Here is a 17,048-nt window from a genome sequence, read left to right on the forward strand (position 1 = left end):
AAAACTCATGGATTTAAATACTATTACAACATTAGAGAATTTGCGAGATTATATAAGCAAAAAACATGAAAATGAATGGAAGGATTTTCCATTTAAAGATATATTAAAGAAACAAATTGAAGTATTAAGTATATTCGAATTGAGTTCGGATGAATATGAGTATGCATCCGTTATTAAACTTATAACGGAAGACCAATCGGTAAAAAAAACCATTATAAATACAAGCAAAGCAAAACAAATTTTAATAAAAAAGAAGAAATAAATGACTTTCAATATGGATGTTGGAACTTTTCTGATAGCATTAATTGGAACCTCTATCGCATGGATTCAATTAGGAAAAATTAATAGTCAGATTGGCATAGCAATTAAAAATCAAAGAATGGATTCGTTGAAAATTGTTCTTGAGATAGAAACTCAAATGAATTCAAGGAAGCTGGAGTTTGATAAGGCGGCAAAATCAGTTAGGGAAGCAGAAAATAATGGTAATCTAAATGGAGTTGCTTTAGAAATTCTTGAGGATTATTTTAATGCTACTAAAGAAAGCTATCTGAACGCACTTGATAGGCTATGCTATTGCATAGAAAAAGATTATATAAGTGATAAGGATTGGCGAACAGAATATAGAAACCTAGTGCGCGACATAATTTCAGAATATGAGGAAGACTTTGGTGAGGCATCGCCTTACAACAATATCAAAACAATAAATAAAAAATGGCAGCAGTCATAGATATAAAAATCAATTAAATTAGCTCTAGGTGTTTGCCGGACGTTCATGGCTGTTTTTTGCGTTTGGTCTAACCCGGCTCTCAAGCCGACCCGCTAAAGCGATTGGCTTAAGTTCAGAGTTAGTGGCGGTCTGCTTTGGGTCGCATGCAGCCGCTGGTCAGCTCAAGCATACCGGTCAGCTCCGAGCGGAATGACGGTCAACAATGGCCAGCACCCGCAGGCAGTCACCACTGCTTAAATTGTTCTTTCAATTTGTCTGACAGCTCTTTGAGAGCCTGAGGTTCAGATAGCCCTGACGTACGTTCTGTCAGCACGAGATGCAGGGATGCAGCGGCGCCCCAGCCTTCGCCGTCGTCGTCCAGCGCGACCCAACTAGTTGCTGAACGGCGTGTCGCATCGGCCAACACTTGGGCACCGCGGGTCATCGCATCGAACTCGAACTTGTTCATCGCGCTGTGAAACGTAGCTCCAATCACTCGAATGCGCAACGCTTCAGGGAGATAAGCCTTGGCCTGAGAATAGCTCAGTACGCGCACCCAGGACGTAGACAAGACGATGGCGACTTCGGAGTATGGCGCCAGGGCTTCGACAACGAGCTCCGCGTTCTCGAACAAGCGATGGCCAGCATGGTCGACACTGAAGTACATACCACCCCTCGGATGTCGGTAGACAGGCTCCGGGTGCAGCACTCCGTCATAGTCCAGATAGAGAATGGTCTTTGACATGTTTACCTGGCTTACTGTCACGTCAGCAGGCACAGATGTACGCCGACTGAAGCGCTGCTGATTTCAAGGTTTAGAACTTAAGCCTCGCAACGCAAAGGCACGCTTGAGGCTTTGAAGCTCGTACTTCTGAAAGCCAACACCTTCCTGGCAGAGAACCACGAATTGACGCCGCTCTCGCGACCAGTTCCCGAACCCGGTGCCGGAGAGTCCGTCATCCAGCACAGCCCACGAGTGAGCACTTTCTGGATGCTGCTCCAGCCAACTGTTGATTTCCACCGCCCGATGCGCCTGCCTTGAGACTTGAGGCGTAGTCCAGTCCTGATGTAGCCCCTGTGCGACAAAGCCAAGACCGCCCAGCTCTAGCGTCCTCTCCAATAGGTCTCGGTCAAAAAACCAGCGCCAACTGGTGGAGAGCACGTACCGCGGAGAGAACTCGTCATGCACCAGCCTAAGGTGCGACACCGCCCGAGTGTCGAACAGCTTGGTCCAGAGCTCATCCAAAGCACGCAGCGGTGCACCTTCTCGAGCAGCTTCAGCAAAAGCAGTGAGTGCGTCATAGCCGCCGAATGGGTTGTTAAGGCAAATGACGTCATCGAAGTCTAGGAAGAGGATGGGACTCATATGGGCTCAGCTCGCTTCTGCTCATTGCCGAGGGGTTGGCCTTCTTCTGCAGCCGCACCGGCTGTGTGCCGGTTCACCCAGTCACGAAGCTTCTGCTGAACCCTGATGTCCGATATCCCTGTCTCGCTCTCACAGAGTATTAACGTGGGCCAAGACTCTGCCGGCCCCGGGAAGAACTTCGGTTTGTCGTCGAGCACAGCATAGTCAGTGATGGCGTTGTGCTCCAGCCAGGCGCGAATCGCAACGTCGCGTCCTATTTGCGGGTTGCCCACGGAGCCGCCATACCAGCGGGCAATGGGGGCAAGGAGTTCTCCCAGTTGGGCGTCATTCAAGAAGATGCGCCAGGAGCTGCTGACAACCACTGCGATATCCGAATGCTCCCGCAGCAAGTCCTTGAGGATGCCTAGGTGTTGGAAGGTTGCAGGCCATCCCGCTCGAATCTCGTGCGGCTCAAGCGGTGGCCTCGCACCTGCAATAGCTCGGGGTGGATGCAGGACTCCGTCAAAGTCTAAAAAAATAACGCGACTACATTGCTCCGCAAGAGACGGCTCAAGCTTGTTCGGCCCGTACTTCGATGAAGTCATCAGTTCAACCACTCAAAAGAACAATCACTTGGATGTGACTCGTCGTCGGCAAGCAACTCGATACCAATGGACTCGAAATAGACTAATTTCGTGAGCCCCGCTTTGCAGGACTGCTAGAGATTTCGAACAGCGGTACCCAGCCATCCGACTCAGCCCTAACGACAGGACTCATAGAGTGGCCGTCGAGATATTTGTCTGGAACACCAGACATCTTTAGGACTAACTTTTCGCTGTGACGCTCTGGGCTGACCCAAACCTCTTCTATGGGCTGTATGGCCAAGTTAGTCTGCTGTTTGGAGTAGGTAACGCAATGAAGCGCAACGACGCGACAAGGCTCCTGTGTATTTCGAAGCTTGCTGAGCGCTTCTACGTCGGCAAACATAGCCGTCACTCTCTCTGAAGCCGGCTCACCTTCGGGCTGGACAGTTGCAATGAACATCGGCGCCGCACAGTCTTTGACGACGCAGCCCCAGTACCCACCACCGTTAGGGAAAAAGACCTTCTGATGCGGGTAGGGAATCTGGTTTTCGGGTAAGCAAAGAAACATTAGATGCTCGAAGAGATACGGGTCAATTGTGACACACAACTCTACTTACAAGTAGTCGATTTCTTGGTAGTCGATGCATCGGTAGTCGACATATCAGTAGTCGACACAGTAGCTATGTTTCAACATCATTCGGTCATGCATGCCCCGAAGCTTCAGAAAAAGAAAACAGCCGTCTCAGCAAAGGAACTACTCGCAAAAAATGTTCTCCGCCTGCGCGAGGAACGGGAGCTCTCACAGGAAGAACTGTGTCATCGTGCAGGTGTACACAGAGCCATCATTGGCCACATTGAACGCCAAAAACGCAACGTCACTCTTGAAACGCTAGAGGCGCTCGCAGTAGGCCTTGATGTCGGTATCAGTGAACTGTTTACTGAATCCAAATAGCACCTTGGGTCGCCAATTGCGGGCGCTGCTCTCAAGTGGTCATCATCCCGAGGCGAGATGATGGGCCTGCCTGTACGCCCCTTTGCGGACCTTGCGGCGGCCTAGCAGCGCTTACGCAAATTAGATACGCGCTTCCCAACTTGCACTCTCTTGAAGGCGTCTAAGTCGCCTATATGGTGCACTTTCCGCCCTTGGAGAAGCTTCAAGAGACGAGATACAAAAGGAATTGCGACCGCACGCAATATCGCAGATAGGACGTTAGGGCATAGGGTGTCGTGTGCTCGAACAGCCCCACCCGCCTTCACACCAATTAGATAGCAGGACCCCACAGACCCCGCAGAGGAATCTGTAGGGCTCTGAAACTATCCAATCACAGCCGGACACCGCCTCGGTCACCATACCCTTCAGGTACGGAAGTCATCGCTGACAGCGAATCGAGCAGAACGGTCCTGCATGAGAAGCGCTCTTTTGAAGACTGCAGCCAAGCACCATCTCTCCTTTCCAGCCATCCCAAAGCGACGGCGTCACCAGCAAAGAAGCCCGCATTGCCTGCAGCCAAGGCGTTTCCTTTAGGGTTGACGGCGACGTGAACATTCAGCTCACCAAATCCTGCGTCGGATACACAACCTCTCGCCCCCAGTCCACCTGGCAGCTCAAAGTCATAGAAGGCACTGCCGCCTCCGAACCTATCAACGTGCCATCGATTGTCATCTGGCTTCAAAGAGAACAACTGTATGCGCAGCCCTTCATTGACCGCCGCAACCATTAGATTGCGCCAAGCCGTCGCTCGCTTTCCGTTGTACTCAATGTCGTAGGCGCTGGATGGCACAGTCGAAATCAAGCAGTCTGGTACATCCGTTGCCCCAACCATCCATTCGAAATCGAACTCAGGGTCAGCTGGATAACCAAGCTCGCAGAGCCGCTGCATGAATCTCGTGGTGCTCAGAAGCCGGTAAACGACCTTATCACCGACGTGCTTCAAGTCACTCAGTAAAGCTGCGTGTTTGCCGTATCCAAGGCTTACTGCAATTGCTTCTGTTAGATGTGAAGACTTGACCTCAAAGAAGTCGTCGCGCAGGTAGCGCTTCAAAGACTGAAGCGACTTTTCGCAAAAAAGAATAGAAGCCATTCGGCACCCTCATCACGTATTCAGTCGACGATTTCCGATTACGCGTCGACTCGGATGGAGTCCGCTGGGTTCATAAGAGAAGTTGTCTGCTTTAACCCGGAAATAGGTTGGGCCCAGACGCCTACCTCAAATGTATAGGTGCTCAACGAACATTACAAGCCATCCAGCCCATACCAGCCATCTGCAAGGTTTTCTAGGTTCTCGCGGATGCTGTCGTGCCGTGCAGAGCTTGCTCGTAAACGACTACCTTCGACTAGAACTTCTAGTCCTCAAATGGAGCAAAAATTCACAGATGTTTGAGGGCGCAGGAATCTTCTGAGCATCAATGTTTGTCCCAAACTCGACTCATCTCTGGCCTGTGAAATATTTTTTGAGGTCATTGGCCATAGAATCACGTTTGTTACTTTTGGAAACCAAAGTAGAACGAAGCCTCATCCAAAAACCGGGGCTATGTCATATCAGTGCCACGCAGTAAATTGCAAGCTAGCAAGGTGATACCGAACGATGCCCGTACCCTTTGATTTGGTAAAGATTTACGACCATCTAGATGGGCATATTTCTTGCCAAGCATTTGATGCCAGTAATCACAGTTCCTATGTTGCCTGGCTCAGTGACGACGTTGCGGCTCGGGTCTTTGACAAGCCCACTATTGATGCTTTTGAAAGCGATATCGCTGCACTATCGGCAGAAGGCTTTGATGTCTCCGCACTGGTAGAGATTCACAGTGAACCGTACTCAACAACCTCCGCAGATATTGGCGAAGGCATTGCAGATTTGTTCCTAGCTGAGCGTCACAACTCAGTTTTGCCAAGCAATCGACGGCGTGACCTTAAAAATCCAAATGCGAGCCAAGCCGGTGCTGACATCGCCGGCTACGTTTTGCAAGCTGATGGAACCTACTGCTTTCTATTTGGCGAAGTAAAGACCTCGAGCGAGAAAAAGTCTCCGCCTTCCGTGATGACTCACATTCACTCAGGAATGGCGGTTCAACTGCAACGAGTTAGCGATTCTCGTGGGTATCAGCGAACCTTGATGTTTTACTTGAGGGAACGGTCGCAAGACGCTGCGAATCGCCCCCTTTACCAATCGGCGCTTGAAAACTTGGCAGCTGGCAAATTCCAGCTGGTAGGTGTGCTTTTACGAGATACCAAGCCGGACGTTCTAGACGTCAGGGCTCCCATGGCCAAGATGAGTGCCCAACTTCCCACACAGCAACTCTGCCATCTCTATGTGCTGCATACTTGTCTACCAACTTCGGACTGGTTACAACACTGTCAGGTTGCCTAGTTAACAGTTCCTATGACTCCCACCCTGACTTCAGTTGAGACCGCTTACCAGCAGGCAATGCGTCGCCGCGTGCATGCTGCTGTGGGCTCCAACATCGACCAGGAGCCGCAGGATGCCTACGTTAGCTTGGTAGCTGAATTGCTGACATGGGATGCTCTCGACGGCAACCCTGAACTGAGCAAAGAGCAGCAAAGCGCTGCCAAGCACGCATTTTCCCTCCTGCGAGAGCAACGCCCCAACGACACAGATTCTTCTGAATTTATGTCTTGGCACCTGCGTGCCGCTTGTTTGGCTGTCTTGGCTGACCTCCCACAAGAGGGTCGAAAGCTTTTAGAGCAGGCCCCAATCAAGGTCAACGCAACTCCCGAAGGTGACTGGCTTGAATTCGCCCGAGAGACCGTCTGGTCCGGCTGGCTGGGTATTCTGCGGCATGGGTCCCAGAACGACCTCATGTTGGCCAAAGAGGGGGCGAACCTGCTGCGCTCAACGCAGAAGGCCTATGAGAAAGCTTATCTTCAAAAACTCAGTGGCGGCGCCCACGGCGCAGCACTTGAGCTCATCGGGCTCTACTTCCTTGCGACTATTAGTGAGCGTCTCGCCGACTTTCTCTTAACAGGCAGCGCGGACGGTGCTGGAGATATAAAAGCACAGATAGATATGTACTTCGACCGCGTCATGTCCGCATTGGACCGCGCTCGAGGAGTTCAAAATCTAGACATCGTTTTCTTGTTGCGGCCTACAGCGCACTGCCTTGAAAGTAGCTCTATTCGTGCTGCGACCCGCGGTGCAAATCAACTGGCAAGACAATTTGCAGAGAGCCTGACGAACCGCGCATCACGTCCTATTTTGCAGCTGCTTCCGCCACAGCGTGAAGCGTTACGTCACCAAGGGCTCGCCACCAATGTGCACCGGTCCGTGGTTGTCAATTTTCCGACTTCCAGCGGCAAGACCTTACTTGCGCAATTTGGTATTTTGCAGAGTCTCAATGACCTGGGTACTGAACCAGGCTGGGTTGCCTATGTGGCACCCACGAGAGCTCTCGTAAATCAAGTAACAAATCGCCTTCGGCGAGAGTTTTCCCCGCTTAATAAACGAGTGGAAAAACTCTCTCCAGCGCTCGAATTCGACACTTTAGAAGTTAGTGCGCTAACAGCCAAAAACCCTGAAATCGATGGTCCAAGGGTTGATGTTCTGGTGTGCACACCTGAAAAACTCGACTTGCTCATTAGGCGGGAAGAGCTGTGCTCAAAACTAGGCCGCCTGTCCATGGTGGTTGTAGATGAGGCTCACGGCATCGGTGCCGGCGATGACAGAGCAGTTAAGTTGGAGCTTTTGCTCTCGATTGTGAATCGAGAGCATATCAATGCGCGTTTCTTACTCTTAACGCCATTCATCAGCAATGCAAAACGCGTAGCTCAATGGCTCGACCGGGAGAGCTATAAAGACTATTCAGTCGAAGCTCAATGGGTTCCCAATGACCGCATCGTTGGAGTCGTATGCCCTCCACCCAAAGGAAAAAAGGGTGCGAAGGCAGACCATATCCTGTTTGAACCAATAGCGACGCGCAAGAACACACTTCATCTGGATGAACAGTTGAAGCTTGATGGCGTTGCTCCTGAATTGGGCTTCACTCCAGCAGTGCTTCACCAGAATGCAAGCAAGTTGTCTGCAGCGACAGCACAGCTACTTTCATCACGTGGGCCTACCGTCATCCTTTGCCAGACCGTTGCAGCTACCTGGAGGTCTGCAGAATATCTAGCAAAGGTTCCAGAGGCTGAGTTGGAGGGTGCTGAAGACCGGGCTGCTGTTGGTCGTTTTGCAAGCCACGAGCTGGGGCCTGCATGTAGTCTTGCCAAGCTGCTTAAGCAAGGGGTCGGCGTTCACAACGCAGGCCTTCCTGAGGAATTAGCTCAGGCGATGGAGTGGCTATTCGAGAACAAGCGCTTACGTGCTCTGTGTGCCACGACCACTTTGGCGCAGGGTGTCAACTTTCCAATCTCCAATCTTGTCATCTCCTCTCTACAGAAGCCAATGGGTTATGGGGAGAAGATGGGCTACGCCGAGTTTTGGAACATCGCCGGGCGAGTGGGTCGAGTGGACCAAGATGCAATTGGCGTTGTTGCGCTTGCGGCGACGAGTGAGGAGAAGAAAAGCGAATGTAGAGTTTTTGTTCAAAGGTCGATGGTTGACCTCGCCTCACGCCTAATCGCAATGGTTAATGACCTTGACCTGTTGGCAGATGAACATGGACTTTCGCAATTGGTCTACAAGAAGGAATGGTCCAACTTCAGCCAATTCATCGCTCACACGCTGCGACAGGTCGGTCAGGCAAAATTCGCTGACCAAATTGAGCTGGTTCTACGTGGCACCTTCGGCTATCAAGTGCTGCGAGAAGAAAAGCCTCAGCTTGCAAGCAAGCTTCTGCGCGCTTCACGTCAATATGCAGCTCGAATTGCCCAGGACATGGGAGCAGTAACGCTAGTGGACTCAACTGGCTTCAGCTTCGAAAGTGTGAAGGGTGCACTTGGTCGCTTGAGTGCTGTGGAAGACTTGTCTGATTTAGAAAGTCCTAGCGAGTTATTTTCAGGAAAAAGCGGAACACTTCGCGATGTGATGGGTGTCTTGCTCACCATTCCCGAAATCAGAGATGAGCTAACGGAGGCAGGCCGCGGAGATGGCCGAAAGCTTGCGGATATGCTCGCAGATTGGGTGAACGGTGCATCTTTTGACACCCTGGCCACGACCTACTTCTCCGACGCAGCAAACGAAGAAGATGCTCTGGCTAATTGCGTCAGAGGCTTTAAGCGTCTCGCAATGACAGCCTCCTGGGGCCTGTCTTCTGTACTTGCGATGAAGCTTGGGAAAACCATCGAGGATTTACCGCTCAGCCAGCAGACAGAGGTCACCAACATTCCATCGATGGTGCTCTACGGAGTCAGGACCACTGAACAAATCGCGCTGAGGTCAGCAGGCGTTCCACGCAACGCTGCAATCGCACTGGCCCCACATCTGGGTGCACCAGCAACGCCTTACGCTACTCGGAAGGCTCTAAAGGAAAAAGGCGAGGCAGTTTGGAAGAAGGCGATGGGGGACGCCGGTGCTGATTACTTCCGTGTGTGGCACATGCTTGAAAATTAAGAAGTGAGGCACCGTCCCAGGTTGCCCACTTCTTACCAAGTCACTGCTGCCTCTAAGAGCTACTTCCTGCTAATTGGAGGCAATGGCTGATTGAGGAAGTGAGCATCCAACCCACGCGTATTCGCGTTGTATGCCCACCGGACGAACTGTTCAAGCAGCCTCGTGTTCTCAAGCTCAAGCCGCTTATTTTCAGCCTCTAGTCTGTCAATTCTCTGCCATGCGAGCTCCAACTCCGGGCTGGAGGCCACCTTTGGACTGCGAGGCTTTTCTGATGAGAGTGTCTTTTTACGCAGAGTGAAGGCATCCCGAATACGAACGTGTTTGTGCAACGCCTGGCGCGTGTAACGCACGAAGAGATGCTTCTCAATCGAATCGATGAGGGCATCCCATGTCAAGCTGCCTGTCCAACCGTCCAATATGCCGACAATGCTTGCGATGTCCTCATCATCAAGATTCTTCGCTCGGCTCATTCAGTAGCTCCTTCCTCAACAACAATCCATTTCAGCAAGCGCGGCTTGTCGGACTTATTTTCAAGGGCAGCGCGGGCTTTCACTGCATGCTGCAGTCGAGATGCTTGCTCAACGTGCGTGAGGCGAATAAGGGCACCCTCCGGAACCCGCGGGTTGTCCAAGATGGCGATAAGCTCTGACAGGCGAGAGTGGGTCAACGTCTGGTGCTGAACCCAGCGCGACGCACCATATTCCCCGTCGGCATCAGCTTCTTTAGCAGCTTCCAGCAGACTCGCGGTCTCCTCATGCGCCGCCCTTGCGTTAGCTTCGCCGACCTTGTCCCCCTTAATACACACCTGCTCGTTGCAGTTGTTGCAATCCTGATGGATTGGGCACGGGGACATGACGAAGTCGTGGACACACATACCGAAATCCGTTGTGTGAGCCGCCTTAATTCCTAGCTTCTTGAACTCTGACCTCGGCAGGAGGCTGATGCGAACCTGAGGGACCAAATCGGTCGATGAGCTCTCTTCAACTTCTCTCTTAAGCTCAACAATACGGGCCTGGACGTCACGGTCGGAGACATGGTTGTATGCCTCATTCTGGCGAATGTCTTTACGACCAGACCATTTCGCAATGTCCAACTCACTCAAGCCTCCAGCTTGAGCGAGTGTGTTCAAGTAGTGCCGGAACTGGTGCGTCCGAATAGCAATAGGTGAACCATCGGCTTCGAACAGCCCCAAGTTATCGAAAACAGATTTCAAACCGTGCTCAGAGCGATTGCCCAGACCAGTGGCGATGAAATTCTGGTCAACAGCCTCGACGATGCCTCGAAACGTCGTTCTGCTTTTGTGCAACTCATTGCGCCGAACGAGGCATAGCGCCTCGCTGTAACGCAGGCCGATATCAGCATCAAGCCAAGGAAACCCACGAGGTAATTCCCCAAGGATGGCCGCTTCAACATCAGAGAACTTGACGGCTTTCTTCTTTCCGACAGAGAAGGTCGGAACTTCGTTACCCTTGCACCACTGCCCTGGTGACGTCCGACTAACAGGCTCGGCGAAAAGAACTTCTCCTAGTTCATCCATGAACAAGTCTTGCCCCCGTAGGTGCTCTAGGTGCGAAGGCAGGTACATCGCGCTCGGATTCTCCTCGTACCAGCGAGCCACCTTCCGGGCTTCGGAGGAAGCGCCCTGCAACTTACTAATCGCCTCCTGAACCACTGAACTCATCGATGGCACAACCCATTTGACCATCGGGTCTGCACCTTTCGATGGCCAGAAACGTAGCCCATAAGCTTCAGGCGCATTCTGCCGGGAGCTATGCACTTCGCATCCTATCTGGAGCCTCAGCACTTCATTCACGCGGTCCGGGGCCGAGCACATGATTGCGGCCACAGATGTCACAACAACTTCCGGGGTTTCAGATGCGGCACGGAATGCTCGAGCCAGCGCGTCAAGAGCGAAGGGGGAAGGGAGCATTTCCTGCCGGCGAGCTTCAAACTCTTCACCAACTCGCCCAGCCGCCTGCACTGGGCGCTCAATCGGGTTCACCCAACGCAATGGGACAGAAGCCAATCGGTTGTCGTCTATGAATGACGCCAACATTGCTAGCTGCTGCCCAGTTCGATAACCAGCCTCCTTACCGTAATGAGCAGTGATGAGTTGAGCTGCGCGATTGAGCACCTGGCCATGAACGAGGGTGACGTCGTGCGAACCATATTCAGCCAATGCAGCGCCTAAGGCCCGGGTCGCAGCAATCCGAGAACCTATGGATGTTGTTGGACGAAAGGCATGTTGATAGCGGAAGTAGGACTTTGCGAAAGCGGCATAGGGCTCAGCCATGGGTGTCGGCTCGCTGTGCTCGGCAGACTCCCACGTGCTGAAGACTGCACGCAGCGCCGCGTTCTTTCCTTTGAGCTTTATGTGGTTCGTCACATCCCACTTCATCTCGTCGAACGGGAGGTCAGCCCCCAAAGCTGTCAATTCGTCACGGCACATGGCAACGAACGCCGCCAGATTCTTCTCAGCACTGAGTTCACGACGTGGTTTGAATAGAACCAAGTTAGACATCACTGGTCTCCTCGCTGGCTTCTACAGGGAGCAGCTTTGTCTCCTCACTTGCTTTGGCAGCGGGATTTTTTTTCTCCTTGCAAAGCCGAATCACTGCGGCAACGGCAAAGATAGTCCGGTCATTGATAGACGCAATTCGCTTGTCTGTGGTTTGAAGCTGCCTATCCCGTTTTTCAAGAAGGTGTGCCAAGACGCCTTCGTGTGGCCCATCAACCCATGCTTCGAAACTTGAGCAGGTGTAGCAAGCAATGGGAGCATTGAAACCACAGAAACCGTGTTTCCCACAGTCCCCCATAGGTGCACCGCTGTGGTCGACACGCAAGTCGATAATGCGATTCGAGGTGTCAACGCCCAACCCATCCACCAATTTCCCGGCAAACGCCTGGGCCAAAGGCGCAATTCCCATTGCGATTACTCGGTCGATTCGGTCGATGATTGCTGGAGAGCTGGCCGTATACACCTGAACATTCTGGGTATCACTGTGGTCAAGGAGGGCTGCGATTTCGAGCTCGCTGTAGCCTTCCTCTGCCGCCCGCGTCCCTGTAGTTCTTCGGAAGCGTGTTGGAGTAATGCTCATCACCTCTCCCGTACGCTCTGAGACGACCGACAACCCCTCAAGCACGGTGGTGATAGTCTTTCCAATATCCAGCGCAGTCCGGTGAAATTCGAATCCGTTAATACCACCCGCCGAGCGCTTTGTCGGAAACAAAGGAGCCTGCATTGGGTCCACCAAACGGCCCTCAAATTGCTTGCATACACCTTCAGCATAAGCTACAAGAATTTCGCCAAACTGCTCAAGGAGAGAGCGCTCTTTCAGTTCTGCACGGGCGTTCTTAGTGCGTTTCTTGGCACGAGGCATGTGTATCGAGTACTTAAGTACCCCCTCAGCACTTCTCTTAACCCGTACATCGCAGACCTTTAGGGCTGCGTATTGCTGATTTCGCTGACCCAGCAAAATGTACAACCAAGCCAAGACGTAGTCTTCTTCAGACACTGACCCGCAGGCATAGGCTTGGTTCAACGCGGCGTGAAGGCCCTCCATCTCGTTGGTTGTGAATGGACCATCTATGGGGTCCCAGGTCAGCACAGCTATACCTTTTCGGTTTCCCTTAAGTCGCAGCTGCTTCAGCAGTAAATCCACGCCCTCATCAACACCGGGATAACCCAGCTGAATCCATTTCCTCAGAAATCCGGCGAGAGTTCCGAGATACCAACCTGTCGACTCGTCAAGGCCCGCACGGTAATTGAGTAGGCTCACATCACTGATACTTGAGAGCTGACTCGGCGTCATACGAATGAAGTGCTGGAATCGCTGAAAAAGATTCCTCATATGAGCGGATGAATTGTTCTCGGCGTACCAAGACAGCACTCTTTTCGCGCTCTCACGTAACTCATCTGAAATGTTCGTCAGCTGACTAAAGTTCAGACTCACGTCTGTCACGTCATCACGAAATGCCCAGATATCAGCACTGGCGTCAAACTCAATACCAGACTTGGTGCGCACCAGTCCTAGGGTACTCAAAGGACGGGCGGGGAGATTCTCAGTGGTAGGCAAGTCTTTTTTCATCAGTTTTTCTTATCTGTGGGCTTGAACGATTTGGCTTGCAGCGCTAGTGAGGCTTCATTGCTCTTTCGTTCGATATGCCTCTTCGTATAGTGACCGGCCATCCTCGATTTAGGGGACCAACCCATCGCCTGGCTCCGCATCCTTTCCTCATCCTCTGATGACACACCCTTCGTGTCCATTAGCTCGGAGAAATCGTCGTTCCAGGTGTGACGCAGCACATGAGGCGAAAGGTCATTAGTTAGTCCAGGCACCTTCGTCCGTAGCTCTCTGAAAAGCTTGTTGAGGGCCGGCTTTGACAGTGCTGCACCTGTACCGTTGGCCACAAAAAGGTAAGGATGACGTCGCGCGCCCTTGATGCTCGAACGCGAACCCTTTTTATCCTTGCTCTTCCCAATGATGTAATCACGCGTAAGGTCCATTAACCCAGGACTAAGGGCTAAAAGCCTGCTTCTTGTCTTAACCAGTGGAGCGTTCCCGCGCTCATCCTCCGGGTTATCTGGTCGGCGGGTGATGACAACTTCTCCCGTGCGGAGATTAACGTCACTGACATAGACCCCCAGAAGCTCACCATTCCGAATACCAAGCAGAAGCAGCCACATGAAAATGAGCTGATTCCTAAGGCGAACATGCCTGCCCTTCCAAGGGTTTTCTGGGCTATCGGGGTTTATGACCTCTAGTATTCGGGCGCGCACCTCAGCACTGACACCTTGTCGGCCACCGGCGTCATGGTCGCGACCAGGGATGCGTGCATTCAGTTGGCCCACCACAGTCTCAGTCGCTACATTCAAAGCACGGAAGTGCTCGTGACCAACATCAAGCTTCAAGCGTCTGCCTGCGCTTAGCCATTCAATGTACTTGCGGATATATATGAGTCGAGCAGCCTTGGTTTCGGACTCGACATGCTTCAGTGCTTTGCTTGGACTGCGCATTCGCGCTCTTTCAAGCGAAACCACACGAGACGCTGCCTGCAACTTCTTTTTATCCCCCAGGAGTGCGTCAAGCTCTTCTTGCTTCAGCCCTGCCAACTTCACAAGCTCATCTACTTCACTCAACGAGAGAAGCTTTCCTTGCTCTAGGCGCTGATGGAGGTCGATGCCCAAGTAACGAAAAATCTGCAGGCCGACCATCACCGCTCTAGCCGCATGCGCAATCGTGTTGGTCGCCAAACTGGTAGAGCGCAGCGCCGTCAGGATGAACAGCGTCACATCCCAGACCGGCACTCCAGTCTCTTCGCTTAGTAGCAGCGGAAGCCGCTCACCAGACTCCAAACGTATCGTTCTGACTTGATAGCCTACTGACATGTTTACATTTCCTCAAAGGTAGTCGATAAGTACACACTATCGGCCTTCGAAAAAAATGTTAACAAAGAAAAAGGCCCGTAGATTCGTCATCTCGGGCCTCTTGTTTACAAATCAGGAAAGGTAGGCTCTAGAACGGGATGTCGTCATCCATATCGTCAAACCCCGAAGCTGCGCGCTGGGGAGGAGGAGCCATGGGTGCAGGAGCAGCACGCTGCTGCATGGGTGCCGGTGCGGGGCGCTGCTGCTGCATGGGTGCAGGAGCCTGACGGCGGGGTGCTGCTTCGTAGCTGCTTTCGCCATAGCCATCATCGCTGCCGTAGCCGCCTTGCTGCTGACCGCCGCCTTGGCGGCTGCCCAGCATCTGCATCGCATCGGCACGGATTTCGGTGGCGTAGCGTTCCTGGCCGGAGGCCTGGTCGGTCCACTTGCGGGTGCGCAGGCTGCCTTCCACATAGACCTGGCTGCCTTTGCGCAGGTACTGACCCACAATTTCGGCCAGTTTGCCGTTGAAGACGACGCGGTGCCATTCGGTGGCTTCGCGGTTTTCGCCGGTGTTCTTGTCGCGCCAGCGGTCTGTGGTGGCGATGGTCACATTGGCCACCTGATCGCCGCTGGGGAAGGTGCGCATTTCGGGGTCACGACCCAGATTGCCGACGATGATGACTTTGTTGACGGATGCCATAGAGATACCTTTTCAAAAAGTGGCTCGGGCAATTACGAAAGGTCCCGAACCAATGAACCTCGTATTTTGCCCCAAGCCAGCCATGAAGAGCTCGGGATTTCCCGATATCCCATCACGGCGATACATGGCGCCCCAGCAGGAAAGGGGCCACTGCGCGCGAGCAGCCGAGCAAGGGCAGCCCCGTTGCGAGGACTGCGTCCCCCTTCCGCGTAGCAGAGAGGGGGAAGGCGGGGCCGCCTAGGCGCACAGCGCCTCAGGCGGTGTTGCTGTAAGTCAGTGACGCCCCACCGGACGCAGCGGCCAGGTCACGACCAGCCACAGGGCAACGAGCACAGCCGTCATGACGAACAGGCCCGGCACGCCGGCAAATTTGGCGACTGCACCACCGACAGCGCCGCCGGCAAACAGCCCCAGCGACTGCAGCGTGTTGTAGGCCCCCAAGGCCGCACCGCGCAGCGGCGCCGGCGCCATGCGCGAGACCAGGCTTGGCTGGGTGGCTTCAAGAGCATTGAAGCCGCAGAAAAACAGAAACATCAGCAGCGCCATGCACCAGACCGTCGGAATGGTGCCGCTGGCGGCCAGCATGCCCAGGCCGACCTGCACGACCAGCACCAGACCGATGGCCCCCAGCAAGGCAGTGCGCAGCCTGCCCTTGCGCTCCATGGAAAACAGCAGGCCCATGGCCACAAAGGACAGCAGCACGGCCGGCAGATAGATGTGCCAATGCTGCTCCTTGGCCAGACCCGCCTGTACCAGCATGGCCGGCACGGCAACCCACATGGACATCTGCACGGTATGCAGAATGAAGACGCCGAAGTTCAGGCGCAGCAGATCGGACTGGCCCAGCAGCTCGCTGAATCGGCCCTTGGGCGCATTGGCATGCTGCCTGGGCTCGGGCGGCACCACCCACAAAACCACGGCAATCCCGGCCAGCGCCAGCGCGCAGGTCAAGCCGAAGATGCCGGACAGCCCGATCCAGGCGTTGAGCAACGGTGCCAGCACCAGTGCCAGTGCAAACATCAGACCGATGCTGCCGCCCACCAGGGCCATGGCCTTGGTACGCACGCCATCGCGCGTCAGATCGGCCAGCAGGGCCGTGACCGCGGCAGACACGGCGCCTGCGCCCTGAATGGCACGCCCCGCCATCAGGCCCGTCAGCGAGTCGGCCATGGCCGCAATCAGACTGCCCGCCGCAAATACCAGCAGGCCGGCGACGATGACCGGCTTGCGGCCGATACGGTCGGAGGCCAGACCGATGGGCAGCTGGAACAGGGCCTGGGTCAGGCCATACAGACCCATGGCCAGGCCGATCATGGCCGGATCGTCACCACCCGGGTATTTGCGCGCCTCCAGCATGAAGACAGGCAGCACCAGGAACAGGCCCAGCATGCGCAGCGCAAAGATCAGCGCCAGGGCGCCGCTGGAGCGGCGTTCCTGGGAGGTCATGGTGGTGGTGGATTTGTCCGTGCCCTGCGTGCCCGCGCTGGGGGATGTATTGATTTTTTTCACGCTCAGATTTTGCCAAGAGTCAAAGTCTTATGCCCAGGTTAACTAAATCACTGCCGGGCAAAAGAGAGGAAATAAAACCATAGATTGTCCGTGAACCTGGATCCATTAGGGTCTATTGAGGTTTGCGCGGAGTCGCGAAGGTATTGGGCCGATTGCCAATCCAGGCGCCTGACGCAGTGCGGGTGCCACACGCACAAGGAGCGCAACGACGAGTGGCGGTCGCGGCCATGCACCTTCACTTTGGGTTGCAGCGACCAAATTTCAACAAACCCTAGTCACGCTCATTCCCGTCTGACTATCATGGAGAGTTTTCCCCCGTCTGGAGCG

The 17,048-nt window shown here is 53.6% G+C and carries 15 protein-coding genes; 5 read left to right on the forward strand and 10 right to left on the reverse strand.

All coding sequences use genetic code 11. The features are described from left to right. Positions 1-7 precede the first annotated feature (7 nt). Together AC1RTQ_RS16975 and AC1RTQ_RS16980 are read left to right on the forward strand one after the other, a co-directional pair. Complete coding sequence (locus AC1RTQ_RS16975) at positions 8-262, forward strand: hypothetical protein (RefSeq protein ID WP_492877421.1); 255 nt, start codon at positions 8-10, stop codon at positions 260-262. Then, positions 263-727, forward strand: coding sequence for a hypothetical protein (locus AC1RTQ_RS16980; protein WP_492877423.1), 465 nt, complete (start codon positions 263-265; stop codon positions 725-727). A gap of 223 nt (positions 728-950) precedes the next feature. Here AC1RTQ_RS16980 and AC1RTQ_RS16985 read toward each other — a convergent pair whose 3' ends face one another. The 3 genes from AC1RTQ_RS16985 to AC1RTQ_RS16995 all read right to left on the reverse strand — a co-directional run bounded on the left by AC1RTQ_RS16985 (position 951) and on the right by AC1RTQ_RS16995 (position 2,656). Further along, positions 951-1,451, reverse strand: a complete 501-nt coding sequence (locus AC1RTQ_RS16985) for an HAD domain-containing protein (RefSeq protein ID WP_492877425.1) — start codon at positions 1,449-1,451, stop codon at positions 951-953. Between the two features lie 63 nt (positions 1,452-1,514). Beyond that, entirely contained in the window at positions 1,515-2,072 is a 558-nt protein-coding gene (locus AC1RTQ_RS16990) for an HAD domain-containing protein (RefSeq protein WP_492877427.1), read from the reverse strand. After that, positions 2,069-2,656, reverse strand: a complete 588-nt coding sequence (locus AC1RTQ_RS16995; RefSeq protein WP_492877429.1) for an HAD domain-containing protein — start codon at positions 2,654-2,656, stop codon at positions 2,069-2,071. Before AC1RTQ_RS16995 ends, AC1RTQ_RS16990 begins: the two co-directional genes overlap by 4 nt. A 550-nt stretch (positions 2,657-3,206) precedes the next feature. On the opposite strand from AC1RTQ_RS16995, the gene AC1RTQ_RS17000 reads away from it, so the two are divergent. Further along, complete coding sequence (locus AC1RTQ_RS17000; protein WP_492877431.1) at positions 3,207-3,587, forward strand: helix-turn-helix domain-containing protein; 381 nt, start codon at positions 3,207-3,209, stop codon at positions 3,585-3,587. 370 nt (positions 3,588-3,957) lie between these two features. Here the strand turns inward: AC1RTQ_RS17000 and AC1RTQ_RS17005 are convergent, their stop codons facing one another. Beyond that, the gene (locus tag AC1RTQ_RS17005) at positions 3,958-4,716 is read right to left on the reverse strand and encodes a hypothetical protein (protein WP_492877433.1); all 759 of its coding nucleotides are present in this window, start codon (positions 4,714-4,716) and stop codon (positions 3,958-3,960) included. 504 nt (positions 4,717-5,220) lie between these two features. On the opposite strand from AC1RTQ_RS17005, the gene AC1RTQ_RS17010 reads away from it, so the two are divergent. Together AC1RTQ_RS17010 and AC1RTQ_RS17015 are read left to right on the forward strand one after the other, a co-directional pair. Next, positions 5,221-6,003, forward strand: coding sequence for a Hachiman antiphage defense system protein HamA (locus tag AC1RTQ_RS17010; protein ID WP_492877435.1), 783 nt, complete (start codon positions 5,221-5,223; stop codon positions 6,001-6,003). A gap of 12 nt (positions 6,004-6,015) precedes the next feature. Next, a complete protein-coding gene (locus tag AC1RTQ_RS17015; RefSeq protein WP_492877437.1) occupies positions 6,016-9,141 on the forward strand; it encodes a DEAD/DEAH box helicase in 3,126 nt (1,041 codons plus the stop codon). Positions 9,142-9,200: 59 nt separating this feature from the next. Here AC1RTQ_RS17015 and AC1RTQ_RS17020 read toward each other — a convergent pair whose 3' ends face one another. The 6 genes from AC1RTQ_RS17020 to AC1RTQ_RS17045 all read right to left on the reverse strand — a co-directional run bounded on the left by AC1RTQ_RS17020 (position 9,201) and on the right by AC1RTQ_RS17045 (position 16,658). Continuing rightward, a complete protein-coding gene (locus AC1RTQ_RS17020; RefSeq protein WP_492877439.1) occupies positions 9,201-9,611 on the reverse strand; it encodes a hypothetical protein in 411 nt (136 codons plus the stop codon). Next, complete coding sequence (locus AC1RTQ_RS17025) at positions 9,608-11,662, reverse strand: integrase (protein ID WP_492877441.1); 2,055 nt, start codon at positions 11,660-11,662, stop codon at positions 9,608-9,610. The genes AC1RTQ_RS17020 and AC1RTQ_RS17025 overlap by 4 nt, the downstream gene beginning before the upstream one ends. Further along, positions 11,655-13,229 (reverse strand): site-specific integrase, encoded by a 1,575-nt coding sequence (locus AC1RTQ_RS17030; protein ID WP_492877443.1) that lies wholly within the window; start codon positions 13,227-13,229, stop codon positions 11,655-11,657. The genes AC1RTQ_RS17025 and AC1RTQ_RS17030 overlap by 8 nt, the downstream gene beginning before the upstream one ends. Continuing rightward, positions 13,229-14,530, reverse strand: a complete 1,302-nt coding sequence (locus tag AC1RTQ_RS17035) for a tyrosine-type recombinase/integrase (RefSeq protein WP_492877444.1) — start codon at positions 14,528-14,530, stop codon at positions 13,229-13,231. The genes AC1RTQ_RS17030 and AC1RTQ_RS17035 overlap by 1 nt, the downstream gene beginning before the upstream one ends. A 127-nt stretch (positions 14,531-14,657) precedes the next feature. Further along, complete coding sequence (ssb, locus tag AC1RTQ_RS17040) at positions 14,658-15,212, reverse strand: single-stranded DNA-binding protein (protein ID WP_302092620.1); 555 nt, start codon at positions 15,210-15,212, stop codon at positions 14,658-14,660. Positions 15,213-15,485: 273 nt separating this feature from the next. Further along, positions 15,486-16,658 carry an MFS transporter gene (locus tag AC1RTQ_RS17045; RefSeq protein WP_492877538.1) on the reverse strand — a complete coding sequence of 391 codons (1,173 nt, stop codon included), beginning with the start codon at positions 16,656-16,658 and terminating at the stop codon, positions 15,486-15,488. Between the last annotated feature and the right edge of the window lie 390 nt (positions 16,659-17,048).

The organism is Comamonas sp. GW821-FHT11H03, assembly GCF_058807955.1.

Excerpts from the sequence above, each read along its gene's own strand:
- AC1RTQ_RS16975 (WP_492877421.1), top strand. The coding sequence starts at position 8 with ATGGATTTAAATACTATTACAACATTAGAGAATTTGCGAGATTATATA.
- AC1RTQ_RS16980 (WP_492877423.1), top strand. The coding sequence starts at position 263 with ATGACTTTCAATATGGATGTTGGAACTTTTCTGATAGCATTAATTGGA.
- AC1RTQ_RS16985 (WP_492877425.1), bottom strand. The coding sequence starts at position 1,451 with ATGTCAAAGACCATTCTCTATCTGGACTATGACGGAGTGCTGCACCCG.
- AC1RTQ_RS16990 (WP_492877427.1), bottom strand. The coding sequence starts at position 2,072 with ATGAGTCCCATCCTCTTCCTAGACTTCGATGACGTCATTTGCCTTAAC.
- AC1RTQ_RS16995 (WP_492877429.1), bottom strand. The coding sequence starts at position 2,656 with ATGACTTCATCGAAGTACGGGCCGAACAAGCTTGAGCCGTCTCTTGCG.
- AC1RTQ_RS17000 (WP_492877431.1), top strand. The coding sequence starts at position 3,207 with ATGCTCGAAGAGATACGGGTCAATTGTGACACACAACTCTACTTACAA.
- AC1RTQ_RS17005 (WP_492877433.1), bottom strand. The coding sequence starts at position 4,716 with ATGGCTTCTATTCTTTTTTGCGAAAAGTCGCTTCAGTCTTTGAAGCGC.
- AC1RTQ_RS17010 (WP_492877435.1), top strand. The coding sequence starts at position 5,221 with ATGCCCGTACCCTTTGATTTGGTAAAGATTTACGACCATCTAGATGGG.
- AC1RTQ_RS17015 (WP_492877437.1), top strand. The coding sequence starts at position 6,016 with ATGACTCCCACCCTGACTTCAGTTGAGACCGCTTACCAGCAGGCAATG.
- AC1RTQ_RS17020 (WP_492877439.1), bottom strand. The coding sequence starts at position 9,611 with ATGAGCCGAGCGAAGAATCTTGATGATGAGGACATCGCAAGCATTGTC.
- AC1RTQ_RS17025 (WP_492877441.1), bottom strand. The coding sequence starts at position 11,662 with ATGTCTAACTTGGTTCTATTCAAACCACGTCGTGAACTCAGTGCTGAG.
- AC1RTQ_RS17030 (WP_492877443.1), bottom strand. The coding sequence starts at position 13,229 with ATGAAAAAAGACTTGCCTACCACTGAGAATCTCCCCGCCCGTCCTTTG.
- AC1RTQ_RS17035 (WP_492877444.1), bottom strand. The coding sequence starts at position 14,530 with ATGTCAGTAGGCTATCAAGTCAGAACGATACGTTTGGAGTCTGGTGAG.
- ssb (WP_302092620.1), bottom strand. The coding sequence starts at position 15,212 with ATGGCATCCGTCAACAAAGTCATCATCGTCGGCAATCTGGGTCGTGAC.
- AC1RTQ_RS17045 (WP_492877538.1), bottom strand. The coding sequence starts at position 16,658 with ATGACCTCCCAGGAACGCCGCTCCAGCGGCGCCCTGGCGCTGATCTTT.